This window comes from Corynebacterium sp., assembly GCF_030826625.1.
Lineage (GTDB): Bacteria > Actinomycetota > Actinomycetes > Mycobacteriales > Mycobacteriaceae > Corynebacterium.
This window is the reverse complement of sequence record NZ_JAPJNQ010000059.1, coordinates 1-13,227: the sequence shown is the minus strand read 5'-3', so window position 1 is coordinate 13,227 and position 13,227 is coordinate 1. Positions and strand designations below refer to the sequence as shown.

General features: G+C 54.9%; 11 protein-coding genes, 1 tRNA gene and 1 pseudogene. 4 read left to right on the top strand and 9 right to left on the bottom strand.

What is annotated here, in order from left to right; genetic code table 11:
• The 4 genes and pseudogenes from RCH87_RS07900 to RCH87_RS07885 form a co-directional block, all read right to left on the bottom strand.
• Positions 1 to 313, bottom strand: a pseudogene (locus RCH87_RS07900) (sensor histidine kinase); the annotation flags it as partial.
• Entirely contained in the window at positions 314 to 1,075 is a 762-nt protein-coding gene (locus RCH87_RS07895) for a hypothetical protein (RefSeq protein WP_021353937.1), read from the bottom strand.
• Between the two features lie 4 nt (positions 1,076 to 1,079).
• Positions 1,080 to 1,997, bottom strand: a complete 918-nt coding sequence (locus RCH87_RS07890; RefSeq protein WP_373690950.1) for an ATP-binding cassette domain-containing protein — start codon at positions 1,995 to 1,997, stop codon at positions 1,080 to 1,082.
• A 293-nt stretch (positions 1,998 to 2,290) separates the two neighbouring features.
• A tRNA-Pro gene (locus RCH87_RS07885) sits at positions 2,291 to 2,364 on the bottom strand.
• A gap of 124 nt (positions 2,365 to 2,488) precedes the next feature.
• Here RCH87_RS07885 and RCH87_RS07880 point away from each other — a divergent pair.
• Complete coding sequence (locus RCH87_RS07880; protein ID WP_306516167.1) at positions 2,489 to 4,120, top strand: ABC-F family ATP-binding cassette domain-containing protein; 1,632 nt, start codon at positions 2,489 to 2,491, stop codon at positions 4,118 to 4,120.
• Positions 4,121 to 4,222: 102 nt separating this feature from the next.
• Complete coding sequence (locus RCH87_RS07875) at positions 4,223 to 4,957, top strand: hypothetical protein (RefSeq protein WP_306516166.1); 735 nt, start codon at positions 4,223 to 4,225, stop codon at positions 4,955 to 4,957.
• 123 nt (positions 4,958 to 5,080) lie between these two features.
• Here the strand turns inward: RCH87_RS07875 and RCH87_RS07870 are convergent, their stop codons facing one another.
• Complete coding sequence (locus tag RCH87_RS07870; RefSeq protein WP_306516165.1) at positions 5,081 to 6,445, bottom strand: PFL family protein; 1,365 nt, start codon at positions 6,443 to 6,445, stop codon at positions 5,081 to 5,083.
• Between the two features lie 44 nt (positions 6,446 to 6,489).
• Positions 6,490 to 6,759 carry an ACT domain-containing protein gene (locus RCH87_RS07865; RefSeq protein ID WP_306516164.1) on the bottom strand — a complete coding sequence of 90 codons (270 nt, stop codon included), beginning with the start codon at positions 6,757 to 6,759 and terminating at the stop codon, positions 6,490 to 6,492.
• 124 nt (positions 6,760 to 6,883) lie between these two features.
• On the opposite strand from RCH87_RS07865, the gene RCH87_RS07860 reads away from it, so the two are divergent.
• Positions 6,884 to 7,576 (top strand): NAD(P)-binding oxidoreductase, encoded by a 693-nt coding sequence (locus tag RCH87_RS07860; protein WP_306516163.1) that lies wholly within the window; start codon positions 6,884 to 6,886, stop codon positions 7,574 to 7,576.
• A 9-nt stretch (positions 7,577 to 7,585) separates the two neighbouring features.
• Here the strand turns inward: RCH87_RS07860 and RCH87_RS07855 are convergent, their stop codons facing one another.
• From RCH87_RS07855 to can, 3 genes are all read right to left on the bottom strand, one after another.
• Positions 7,586 to 8,332, bottom strand: a complete 747-nt coding sequence (locus RCH87_RS07855) for a glutamine amidotransferase (RefSeq protein ID WP_306516162.1) — start codon at positions 8,330 to 8,332, stop codon at positions 7,586 to 7,588.
• A gap of 37 nt (positions 8,333 to 8,369) precedes the next feature.
• Positions 8,370 to 8,969 carry a TetR/AcrR family transcriptional regulator gene (locus RCH87_RS07850; RefSeq protein ID WP_306516161.1) on the bottom strand — a complete coding sequence of 200 codons (600 nt, stop codon included), beginning with the start codon at positions 8,967 to 8,969 and terminating at the stop codon, positions 8,370 to 8,372.
• A gap of 123 nt (positions 8,970 to 9,092) precedes the next feature.
• Positions 9,093 to 11,912 (bottom strand): aconitate hydratase, encoded by a 2,820-nt coding sequence (can, locus tag RCH87_RS07845; protein ID WP_306516160.1) that lies wholly within the window; start codon positions 11,910 to 11,912, stop codon positions 9,093 to 9,095.
• 259 nt (positions 11,913 to 12,171) lie between these two features.
• Between can and RCH87_RS07840 the strand changes: the two genes are divergently transcribed.
• Positions 12,172 to 12,657: a DUF6676 family protein gene (locus RCH87_RS07840; protein ID WP_306516159.1), complete on the top strand. Its 486-nt coding sequence runs from the start codon at positions 12,172 to 12,174 to the stop codon at positions 12,655 to 12,657.
• The last annotated feature ends 570 nt before the right edge of the window (positions 12,658 to 13,227 follow it).

Here is a 13,227-nt window from a genome sequence, read left to right as displayed (position 1 = left end):
CGGCCAGAAATGGGGCGAAATTCGCTACTCCTATGCTGATCACCGGTGCGGTGGCCAGGGCAATTGCAAGCAGAACGCTCCATCGGAGAAGCGCTCGCGGCTGCCGATCCCAACCTCGCGGAAAATAATCCAGCGAGCCAAAGGCGAAGCTATAGAAGGCAGCAAAAGACCCCACGCAGACGGTGACCCATGCCTTGTCCCCGGTACTGAGCTGTGGAGCGGTGTACACATGCACCATGAGTGGTGACAAAAATAGGAGCGATACCGAAGCAGAGATGAAGTCAGTTCGTCGAAAACTGTCACTACGGTTCATTTAGTTACGCTCCTTGTCGCGGTTGCGCATCAACAGGCAGAAAGTCACAAATACGGCCGTCCATATCGTGATGTTAGCCCAGGAGTACCACATAGGATCGAAGATCATTCCTGTCGGCTGCAGCTGCGCACCTTCGGCCAGAGGCCAGCGCACCAGTGTGACTGCACCGTACATTGGGGTAAATCGAGCGATTTGCAGCAGGGTGCCGCTGAGGCCGATGAACACGTTTCCCGCGAAGGCAAGGATCACGATGGAGGCCGTGGCGATCGCCACTGTGTTTTCTTTCGGAACCACCAAGACCCAAGCTAAGCCGTAAAATCCGAAGGGAATGGCACAGATAACACAAGCGAAGAAACTTATTGCCCACTGAATTGCTTGCAAGTGTGCGTTGGTGAGAGCGCCGGCGATGAATACCGCTGCGATAGGAAGCACCGCACGCACCGTGATGCTGAGTGTATTAGCGAAAGCGAGTTGCCAACTACGCAGTGGAGTAAGAGCCAATTGCCGCCCCCAGCCACTGCGATCATCAGTGAGCGCCGAACCAGCCGCACCGACCGCTCCGACGACGCCCGCGTACAAAGCCATGGCCAGCATGACAAAGGCGGAGACGTTTCCGCCATTCATTTCCTGAGCGCCGTAGGACTGAGATGCGCCAAAAACGAGATAAAAGAAGACCGGCAAAACAACGCTGAAAAACAAGGTGGTCATGTCCCGGCGCAGTCGCAGCAATTCCTGGCCGGTGAATTTTAGTGTAGTGCTCATGGGGTTAGATTTCCTGGTTTTGGTTTGTCAGCTCAAGGAACATGTTTTCTAGGCTGGGATTGGTGATGCTGAGATTGCGGGCATCAGTTTCCGATAACAGGTAGCGGGCCAGAGCATCAGAGTCCTGACTCACCAGACGCAGATGATGGCCGTGAATTTCATTAGCAGTCACGCCCGGTATGTCCGTGAGTTCCGGGATTTCGCCTGGGAACTCAGCGGTGACGATGCGCTCAGAGCTCATATTCTGCAGCTCATAGGTGGTGCCGTCGGCGATGATTTCGCCTTTGTGCATCAGTACGATGCGCTCGGCGAACTCCTCAGCTTCTTTAAGGTAATGGGTGGTGAAGATGATCGTGCGGCCTTGTTCAGACTGGCGCCTCATTGATTGCCAAAACTGGCTGCGCGCGCCTGCGTCCATTCCCGCGGTGGGCTCGTCCAGGATGAGGATGTCCGGGTTACCCAGAATGGCCAATGCGAAGCGTATGCGTTGTTGCTCACCGCCGGAGCATTTGCCGACGCGGCGGGTGTAGATTGGCTCCAGGTTGGCTTGCTTGACAACGTCGTCCAGCGGTAGGTGGCGGGGGAAGGTAGCGGCGATCATCTTTACAGTGTCCTGCACCGTCATTTCGTGCAGTAGCCCACCGGTTTGCATTAGCGCACCGATGTTCTGCCTATAAATTGCGAGTTTGGGGGAGTTGTTCAAGACTTCGACGGTTCCAGCCGTCGGTCTGCTAAGCCCTAAGATGAGGTCCACTAACGTAGTCTTGCCTGCTCCGTTGGTTCCGAGCAACGCGACGATCTCACCACGTTGAACGGAAAGGTCCACGTTCTTTAATGCGTGTACCGGTGAACGAGAGTGTGCGTTGAAGGTTTTACTCGCTCCCGAAACTTCAATGGCTTGTGTTTGCTGCATTGCTTTCATACGGACAACGCTAATGATCTGGGGATTCGTGGCCGTATGGAAATCGTCATGAAATCACCCATGATATTTGTCATGGGGGTACAAAACGTCCGCACTTCCAAGTCTCTATTTATTACGAACCAATGAGCAGCTGGATACTAGCGTGCCTTATCAAACCAGAATCACACCTATCGGCAGAGAGCTTTGGCGGATTCCGGAAGGATTGCCGGGATTCGGATAGTGAGTACGTCTTGCCCAGAACAGGGAAGAGGCAGATAAGGCCAACCTGAAACATTGCCCTGCCAGGGCTTTTGTCGGACTGACAGGATTTGAACCTGCGACCCCCACACCCCCAGTGTGGTGCGCTACCAAACTGCGCTACAGCCCGCCGTTGCCAGTACAACCGATGTGATGGCAACAGTGACACTATAGCGTTAGCTCGTTATTGAGCACCAAAATTCGAGGTCAGCGCAGTTATAAATCACTACCGCCGGCTGCTAGACTTGCTGGTCGTGATTGTTAGCCAAGACCTTGAAGTCCGCGCCGGTGCCCGTACACTTTTGCACGCCCCTGGCCAGCACCTTCGCGTGCAGCCGGGCGATCGTATCGGTTTGATCGGACGTAATGGTGCCGGGAAAACCACCACGATGCGCATCCTGTCTGGCGAAACCGAGCCCTATGGCGGTGAGGTTCATGTTTCCGGCGATATTGGTTACCTTCCGCAGGATTCGCGCGAGGGCAATATCGAGCAGACTGCGCGCGATCGTGTGCTGTCTGCCCGTGGCCTCGATGAGCTGCGTCATTCTCTCGATAAGCAGCAGCAGATCATGGAAACGACGCTGGACGACGACAAGCGCGACAAGGCCATCGCCAAATTCTCGCGCATGGAAGAGCGCTATCACAGCCTTGGCGGCTATGAGGCCGATTCGGAAGCTGCCACCATCTGTGACAACCTTGGGCTGGAACAACGTATTCTCGATCAACCGCTCAAGACCTTGTCGGGTGGCCAGCGACGTCGCGTCGAACTTGCGCAAATTCTGTTCGCCGCCACTAACGGAGCTGGCAAGTCGCAAACCACACTGCTTCTCGACGAGCCGACAAACCACCTGGATGCTGACTCGATTTCCTGGTTGCGGTCATTCTTGGCAAAGCACGAAGGTGGTCTGGTGATGATCAGCCACGACGTGGAATTGCTCCGGGATGTATGTAATAAGATCTGGTTTCTTGATGCCGTTCGCGCCGAAGCAGATGTGTACAACATGGGATACACGAAATATCTCGATGCCCGTGCCACCGACGAAGCCCGCCGTCGTCGGGAGCGTGCGAACGCTGAGAAGAAGGCGTCTGCACTGCAGAAACAAGCCGCAAAGTTGGGTGCGAAAGCTACCAAGGCTGCCGCAGCGAAGCAGATGCTGGCACGCGCGGAACGCATGATGGGCAATTTGGATGAGGTTCGCCAGGACGACAAAGTGGCCTCCATCAAATTCCCCGAGCCTGCGCCATGCGGCAAAACTCCGATGCACGCCACAGGCCTGACCAAAATGTACGGTTCACTGGAGGTTTTCGCCGGCGTCGATCTAGCGATCGATAAAGGCTCCCGGGTGGTCGTGCTGGGCTATAACGGTGCGGGTAAAACAACCTTGCTCAAATTACTTGCCGGTGAAGAACGCACCGATGGCGAAGGCGGAATTGTCACCGGTCACGGCTTGCGCATCGGTTACTTCGCGCAGGAACACGACACCATCGATCCAGACCGCAGCGTGTGGGAAAACACCATCTCCGCATGTCCAGACGCTCATCAACAGGAGCTGCGCAGCTTGTTGGGAGCTTTCATGTTCTCCGGGGATAAGCTCGAACAACCTGCGGGTACGCTATCCGGTGGTGAAAAAACCCGCTTGTCATTGGCGACCCTGGTTTCGTCGCGAGCGAATGTCTTGCTTCTCGACGAGCCGACGAACAACTTGGATCCGATATCACGCGAGCAAGTACTGGATGCATTGGCGACGTACACGGGTGCAGTGGTGCTGGTAACTCACGACCCCGGCGCGGTCAAAGCTCTCGAGCCCGAGCGCGTGATCATCATGCCAGATGGCGATGAAGATATGTGGAGTGATGAGTACATGGAAATCGTCGAACTCGCTTAATTCTCGTCTCGTCGATCGCCATCTCGTCGATTGTCTCGACGAGGGAACCTGAGCGGAGCCGGCACAGTCCATTGGGGGTAGGGCTAGAGAAAGGACTATCCAATGAGCCTTGATAAATACCGCAATCGCATCAAAAACTTGCTCGACCGTGCCGCAGCGTGCGAAGGTACCCCCGAGGGTGATCTGTGCCGAACAAAAGCTTTCGAATTAGCAGCCAAGTATGCACTGGACCCAGATGAAGTACAGCATGCAGGAGATACTGCGGCAGCCGGGCAGACGGCATGGGAATGGAGTCTAACCGGCAGTTATAAGCCACAGCAACGAGAGCTGTTGACTCATATCTCGAATGCGCTGCACTGCCGAGTGCTGTATTCGCAGCAGGGGACAGGCAAGCACAACTCGTATGGCCTCGTTTTCGGGGTGCCGCGCCACCTAGAACGAGTGAAGATGCTGTTTCCCATGTTGAATATCCACATGGCCGCGGGGGCCACGAAATACGCTGCACAACATGGCGGCCACGAAGCTGCGCATACCAAACGGTTAAAAACCTCCTGGATGCTGGGGTTTTCGCGCAGCGTCTATGATTTGTTGGACCAAGCTGATCAAGACACCGCCGTGCAAGTGGGGCGGGGTGCTGCTTTAGCGTTGCTTGACGACGCATCTGCGGCGGAGCAACTGTTGCAGGATTATGTCCACGATGCCGGTCTTGCGCTGCGCAATGGGCGTCGGCAAGCACGCGCAATTGATCGCGCGGCGATGCGCGCCGGCAGCGAAGAAGGCTACCGAGTAGACCTCGGGAATTCTCGGCTGCCGCAACGCCGACAACTGTCTGCGTAATCCCGGCTGCTTAGTCCAGCACACCAGTTTTATTCAGACTGGTGAAATCTGCAGCCGAGACAATGCAGTTGCCTACAAAATGTCCGCCGCGGCGCTTAGTGCCGCGCGTTTAGTGCCGCGCGTTTAGTTACGGAATCCGTGCACTGGCGCCGGGATAAACCCGCCGCGGTGGATGAATTCACGGTTGCCGACGGTGTTCACCGGGATCACCGGCGCATAGCCCAACAGGCCACCGAAGTCGATCTCATCGCCGACTTCTGCGCCTGGTACTGGGATGACGCGCACCGCGGTGGTCTTGTGGTTCATCATGCCAATGGCTGCTTCATCTGCGATCATGCCGGCGATGGTCTCAGCAGAGGTAGCTCCTGGCAGAGCGATCATATCGAAGCCAACCGAACAGATCGCAGTCATCGCTTCCAGCTTGTCCATGCTGATGCTGCCCGAACGTACAGCGTCAATCATGCCTTTGTCCTCAGAAACCGGGATGAAGGAACCAGACAGTCCGCCGACGCGCGAGCACGCCATCATGCCACCCTTTTTCACGGCGTCGTTGAGCAATGCCAACGCCGCGGTGGTTCCATGCGTTCCCACCTGATCGAGGCCCATGTGTTCCAGAATGTGTGCGACACTGTCGCCCAGCTCCGCGGTAGGTGCCAGTGACAAGTCGACGATGCCGAAAGGCACTCCTAGCCGTTGGGAGGCCATGTTGCCCACGAGTTGGCCAGCGCGGGTGATCTTGAATGCCGCCTTCTTAATCTCTTCGGCGACCTGGTCCAGGCTGGCACCTTCGAGGCTACCCAAGGCACGGTCGACGACACCGGGGCCAGAAACACCTACGGAAACAACGCAGTCGGGTTCTTCGACGCCGTGGAATGCACCGGCCATGAAAGGGTTGTCTCCGACGGCATTGGCGAACACCACGAGTTTTGCACAAGCAATCGCTGACTGTTCCTTGCTCAGCTCAGCGGCGGATTTGATGACTTCGCCCATCTTGCGTGCTGCATCCATGTTGATGCCAGCCCGAGACGAGGCAATGTTCACGGAACCACAGACCACATCGGATTGCGACAATGCCTCAGGAATCGAATCAATCAAGCGGCGATCCGCTTCGGTGGCGCCTTTTTCGACGAGTGCGGAATAACCACCGATGAAGTTCACACCGACCTCATTGGCTGCTTTGTTCAAGGCATGTGCGAGCTCAACTGGGTCGCCATCGACGCCAGCTGCGATCAGGGAAATTGGCGTCACCGAGATGCGCTTGTTCACGATCGGGATTCCGAGCTCAGCCTCGATACCTTGGCACACCTCTACCAGACGCGCCGCTTGCGTAGTGATCCGGTCATAGACGGCATCGCAGGTGGCAGACATCGTCGGGCGAGTGCATCCGAGCAAGGAAATACCCATGGTCACCGTACGAATATCGAGACGGTATTTCTCAATCATCTCGATCGTGTCAACGATCTGGGCATTCTTAAAAGAAAAAGGCATGATGGAAGATTATTTCTGCGCTAGGTGATAAGTATTCGAAGTGACTAGATCTCGTTGATCGCGGTAAACAGCGATTCGGCCTGGATCCGAATGATCTGGTGGGTCTGCTTTTCGACGGCTTCCATGCGCTCCTGAATCTCTGGAATCGAAAGCTTTTCGTCATCGAATTCCACGCGCAAAATCATAGTGAAATAGCCCGACATCAATGTCTGGGAAACATCCACGATATTAACGTTCAAATCTGCGAGTGCTGTGCTCACCGCGGCGATAATTCCGGTGTTATCGGCGCCGGTGACGGTCATGATGGCATACATGCTTCTATCTTAACCTCATTGGTTGCAGCGATTAACGCAGGGGCAAAGGGCACACAGTTGAGCTATTGCGGCGAGCAGACAAGGAGGGCCGAAAAAATTGACTATTCGGCGTAGCATGGGCGGCATGGTTGATACACAGCACGTTGGCTCGAAGAAACAAGTGCTCGTCATCGGTGGCTCTGGTCAGGTGGCAAGCATTGCTATTCCTCAGTATTGCAATGATTTCGCGATTACCGCGATGCTGCGTCGGGAAGAAAAAGCCGAGGAAGCCCGCGAAAACGGCGCGACACCGCTGGTGCAGGACGTCACTGAGCTTTCCGCCGATGAGTGGGCAGAATTGATCGGTCAGTTCGACGTAGTCGTGTGGACCGCCGGAAATGGTGGCCGCGCGGGCGCTGAGGTCACCTATGCAGTTGATCGAGATGCCGCTCTGGAATGTATTGCGGGACTGGAGAAAGTTCAGGACGCCGTCGGCAAGCATAAGGCACCAAAGTTCATCATGGTCTCTTATATGGGCTCGCTAGAAAATGAGACCGATGACGACGGTGCGTGGTTGGCGTATGTTGAGTCGAAGAAAACCGTCGACAAGCGCTTGATCGCTTCGGATTTGCGGTTCGTGATTCTAGCGCCGACGCTGTTGACTCTCGAGCCTGCCACTGGCATTAAGGTAACCGAAAACTCGATCAAATTTGTCGATGAGCACACCTCGCGTGAACTCGTTGGCCAGGTGATTTTTGAGCTCGCCGGGCGCGAAAACTTACCAGATGAAGATTTCATCGCCTTCCACGACGGCAACGATGCGATGAGCTCAATTTAAGGAGGCAAGCTAGTGCGCTACCGCATTCGTCGCACAATACCGTACAAAAATCGTGATTAATTTGTTGCTCCAGGTGGTGTCAATCTCCGGCAGGCTGTTGACGATGTCGAGATAATCTTCGGGGGAGAAATAACCGTAGTCATAGAAGAAATCCATGCGGTTTTTCATGGCTACGGCATCCATTTCAGCGTGGAACTGGCTGGCCCACGTCGAATCACCGACGCGCAACAATTGCACTGGGCAGGTGGGGCCGTCGGCAAGCACGGTGACATCATCTGAATCTACGGGGAGGGATTCCACAGCTTCAGTATGCCCGGTCAAACTGGTGAATTCTTGTGGCAAATGGCGCGCCAAAGCATCTTGTGCGGCTTCTGGCGTGAGTCGTACTACCGTCTTGCCGGAGGTCTCCGCGTGAGTATGGCCAACTGTGCCGCCGACATGATGGGCTAGCCAGGAAGCACCGAAGCAGATTAAAAAGACTGGTAGCTCAGCTTCGACAAGAGATGCAAGTTGCTGATGAATATGGTGTTGCCAGTCGCTCCATTCGTCGTTGGTGATGTTGAGCGAGCTGCCACCAACAATGACTCCGTCGAATTGTTTCAGATCCGGAAGCTGCACTTTTGTGGAATCAATGATCAGGTGAGTCGTTTGTTCCTGTGTTAGGCCAGCAGCTTCACAAATATCGCGATACTCGGCGGCGGCTACCGCCGGGGCAGTCTCTCCATAACGCAATGAGACCAATAGAAGATTAACCATAGTGGATACCGTTATACCTTATGGTCGGTTCCGCGGATTAATCAGTCGCAGAATCTTTGTTCTCAGCAATGGCATCGTTGCCATCTCGTCGGATTGCTTGCTCCGCGATATCAAGAACTGCCTCGTCGGTCGCCATGCCCATGGCATTGCGCGTAATCAGGCCGTCCATGACCATTTCCAAGAAGTACTGCAAGGTATCGATCGGCACGTCGACACGCATGCGGCCTTCTGCGGCATTTTTGGCTAAACGATCATGCACTGCTTGGTCTAGGACAGCTTGGTGCTCTTGCCAACGCGCCCGAAACGAAGCATCGGTGCGCAGCATCTTGGAAATTTCAAGCCGCGTGGCCAACCAATCATATTTTTCTGGATGACGCACGATATCTCGCATGACTTCCACGAGTCCTTCCCGCGCCACGACTTCTGCTTGTCGTGCGGCATCTTCCCGCGCCAAGGCGAGGAAGAGATTCTCTTTATCGGAGAAATGGTGGAATATGGCGCCGCGTGATTTCCCGGTCGCTTGTTCTAGACGTCGCACGGTCGCTCCTTCATAGCCGTATTCAGCGAAGCATTTCCGTGCCCCGACCAAGATTTCTTGTCGACGACGGTTGAGCTCATTTTCACTCATTACTGGCATTTTGGGGAACGACCTTTCTGACCGGGAAATGCGAAAACGGGGCTGCAGGGCCCAGCTGCGAGCAACACCCGTGGGTTAGTTACTCACAGCGAGACGTTGTGCAGCCCCGCAGAGCGCGATGGCTTAGGACTTAACCATCTGACGGAGTACGTACTGCAGGATGCCTCCGTGACGGTAGTACTCGGCCTCACCAGGGGTGTCGATGCGAACCTTGGCATCGAATTCGATGGTGTCACCATCTTCCTTGTGAGCGGTGACCTTAACGGTCTTCGGGATGGAACCGCCGTTGAATTCGGTCAGCCCTTCGATGTCGAAGGTTTCGTGGCCGGTCAGTCCGAGCGATTCGTGGGATTCACCGTCAGGGAACTGTAGTGGTGCAACACCCATACCGATCAGGTTCGAACGGTGAATGCGTTCGAAGGATTCGGTGATGACGGCGCGAACGCCCAGCAGCAAAGTTCCCTTTGCAGCCCAGTCACGGGAGGAACCGGTGCCGTATTCTTTACCACCCAGGACGACCAGAGGAGTCTGTTGTTCCTTGTAGTTTTGGGCCGCGTCGTAGATGAATGCCTGAGGCTTGTCGTCCTTGGTGAAGTCCAAGGTGTAGCCACCGGATTCTTCTACGAGCTGGTTGCGCATACGGATGTTAGCGAACGTACCGCGCACCATGACTTCGTGGTTACCACGACGGGAACCGAGGGAGTTGAAGTCCTGACGCTCAACACCATTTTCTTCCAGGTACTGTGCAGCTGGAGTGCCCGGCTTAATAGCGGAAGCAGGGGAGATGTGGTCAGTGGTGACCGAGTCGCCCAACTTCACCAGTACGCGTGCACCCTTGATGTCCTCAACGTCTTCTGGCTCATTCGGCATGTCGTCGAAGTAAGGAGCCTTACGGATGTAGGTGGAAGCATCGTCCCAATCGAAGGTCTCACCCTTCGGAATGTCCAGGTTTTGCCACTGCTCGTCGCCCTTGAAGACGTCAGCGTAGTCAGCTTCGTACATCTCGCGGGAGATCGATGCCTGGATGGTTTCTTCGATCTCTTCGGCGGATGGCCAAATGTCCTTCAAGAAGACATCGTTTCCATCTTTGTCCTGCCCCAGTGGCTGCTCGTCGAAGTCGAAGTCCATGGTGCCCGCGATGGCGTAGGCGATGACCATCATCGGCGAAGCCAAGTAGTTCATCTTGACGTCCGGCGAAATGCGGCCTTCGAAGTTACGGTTACCGGAAAGAACTGCGGTGGCAGCCAGATCTTCGGTGTTAATCGCATCGGAGATCTCTTCTGGCAGTGGGCCGGAGTTACCGATACAAGAGGTGCAGCCGAAGCCGGAGAGGTAGAAGCCAAGAGCCTCGAGGTCCTTCCAAAGGTCGGCACGCTTGTAGTAGCCGTCAACAACCTGAGAGCCGGGGGCACAAATCGTCTTGACCCATGGTTTGGAGGTCAGACCCAGTTCGTTGGCCTTGCGGGCAATCAGGCCAGCGCCGATCATGACCGATGGGTTAGAGGTGTTGGTACACGAGGTGATCGATGCAATCGCCACCATGCCGTGGTCCAAAGTGTATTCACCACCGGCTGGGGACTGCACCAGCGTTGGGTGGGAAGGACGTCCTTCGCTGCCGGCGGAAGCGTCTTCGCCTTCACCTTTACGGGAAACGTTGTGGCCTTCGGTGATATCGGCATCAGCGTAGCTCTGCAAGCCACCTTCAGCGACCATGCGACGAACTTCTGGCTTCTTGCCGTCGGCAAGAACTTCGTCGTCGGTGTAGTTTGGCAGATCCTTACGGAACTGTTCTTTGGCTTTGTCGAGCTCGATGCGGTCCTGTGGGCGCTTTGGACCAGCGATCGAAGGCTTGACGGTAGACAGGTCGAGTTCGATGTATTCGGAGTACTCGGCTTCTTCGTCGTCTTCTTCCAGCCACATGCCCTGAGCCTTGGCATAAGCCTCGACGCGATCGATCTGCTCCTGCGGACGACCGGTCAGCTCCAGGTACTTGGTGGTTTCCTCGTCGATCGGGAAGATCGCGGCGGTGGAACCGAATTCTGGCGACATGTTACCGATGGTTGCGCGGTTTGCCAGAGGAATGGACTTAACACCATTGCCGTAGAACTCGACGATCTTCTGCACAACGCCGTGCTCACGCAGCATATCGGTGATGGTCAACACAACGTCGGTCGCGGTAACGCCGACTGGAATCTCACCGGTCAGCTTGAAGCCAACGATCTTCGGAATCAGCATCGATACTGGCTGCCCCAGCATGGCAGCCTCAGCCTCAATGCCGCCAACGCCCCAACCCAGAATTCCTAGGCCGTTTTCCATGGTGGTGTGGGAGTCGGTACCGATACAAGTGTCTGGATAAGCCAATCCATCATTGTCGAATACGACGCGACCCAGGTATTCGATGTTGACCTGGTGGACAATACCGGTTCCTGGAGGAACAACGCGGAAGTTCGAGAAGTTCTCTGCACCCCAGCGCAAGAACTGGTAGCGCTCTTCGTTGCGTTCGTATTCGATGGCAACGTTTTTGGTCAGCGCGTCTGCATCACCGAAGGCTTCAGTGATAACAGAGTGGTCAATGACCATTTCTGCTGGGTTCAAAGGGTTAACCTGATCAGGGTTACCGCCCAGGTTGGATACGGCCTCACGCATGGTGGCCAAGTCCACAACACATGGCACACCGGTGAAGTCCTGCATCAAAACACGAGCTGGAGTGAACTGGATTTCAGTATCAGGCTCAGCCTTTGGATCCCAGTTTGCAATGGCTTTGATGTGATCTTCATTGACATTTTTGCCGTCTTCGGTGCGAAGAAGGTTTTCTGCCAACACCTTGAGGGCGTAAGGCAGCTTCTTCAGACCGTCTACTGCGTCGAGAGCGAAGTAGTCATAAGACTTGTCTCCGACCTCGAGCTTCTTCTTGGCGTTGAAGGAGTTCAAGCTTTCAGTCACGGGGAGCTCCATTTCCTTGTTTTGCAATATTGTAAGAACTAAAAAGTTCTAGAACACAGGGGTTCGTTATCCCAGTGTAGGTTGACGATCCCTCGTCTTGCCAAAAGTATAACAGTACAACTGTTCTGTTTTAACTTCGCGACACCTATGGCGTGTAATAGCGTGGTAATTGGCGGTCCGCTAGCGTAATCAGAGATAGGATGAACGCTTCCATTGGGGATTATCACCCCCCGGATAGATTAAGCAGAAAGTAGCCGTCATGATCCCCCATGGTGTTGATATAGCTGAGCTCAGTGAGCAATTAGCAGAAGATCGTTTGGCTATCGGCCCGCATGCGGAATTTGGAAGAGTGCAGGAGCCACAGCTGCTCGACGCCGTCTCCACTATTAGCGAGGGTGCCGCCGGGCAGGATATCGGTATCGCGCTTGTCGACATTCCAGTAGACAAGGCTGCAGACTTGCGGGACCTAGCCCAGGAATTGCAGATAGAAACCGGTATCGAAACCGTTATCGTGCGCACCCCAAGCGGCGGCGCGGCGGTGAGTGAAAACTATTCGCGAGCCAGCTTAGAAGCAGCGGAAAGTGCTTTCGCTGACGTCCCCACCAATGTCGGGCTTGTTCAGTTTATGGATGAACTCTCACACCCATTAGTCTCCTGGCCGATTTTTGCCGCGACTTGCGCCTTGGTCATGTTTGTAGCCTTGACTATTTCTTGGCTTTTAGTAACCAAATCGTTACGCAACTGAGTTTATTTTTTGCGTGTCGCTGCAAATGTGACAAATGACATAATTATTATTCGACTCGCTTTTTCCGCTGCGTAGAGCGCCGGTCACGGTTAAGCACTTGACGTAACTGTAGGGAGAATTGTGAAAGTTTGTATCTTTGTTGCGCTCTGTGGCCTATGGTTTGGATATTGGCTCACGGGCCCTAACAGAAAAGTTGGACATGTTGGCGGAAACCCGCCACGGCAATTCAATAAAGTTTTGATTCTTGATTGATCATCAGCACGGGCATGTGGGGAAGCACGCCAGGAGCGACGATGATCACACTAAGGATCAAAACCATTATCTGCATGTTGCGTCCAGGTGGACTGTTGCGTTCGTGTGTCGGTACCCACTGTCGTAGAACTCACCGCGCAGTCAAGTGAGCTTGCTTGACTGTGCATGTCAGGAGTGTGTCGTGCCTTCTTTGTCTCACCGGCGTGCGTTTCGCGTGCGCAGTTTTAGCGCAGCCGTAGCCTGCACCGCGTCATTGTCGCTTTTCGGATCGTCTGCGTTCGCGCAAGCCACCCCGAAAGACTCACTGCAGCCGGCGGT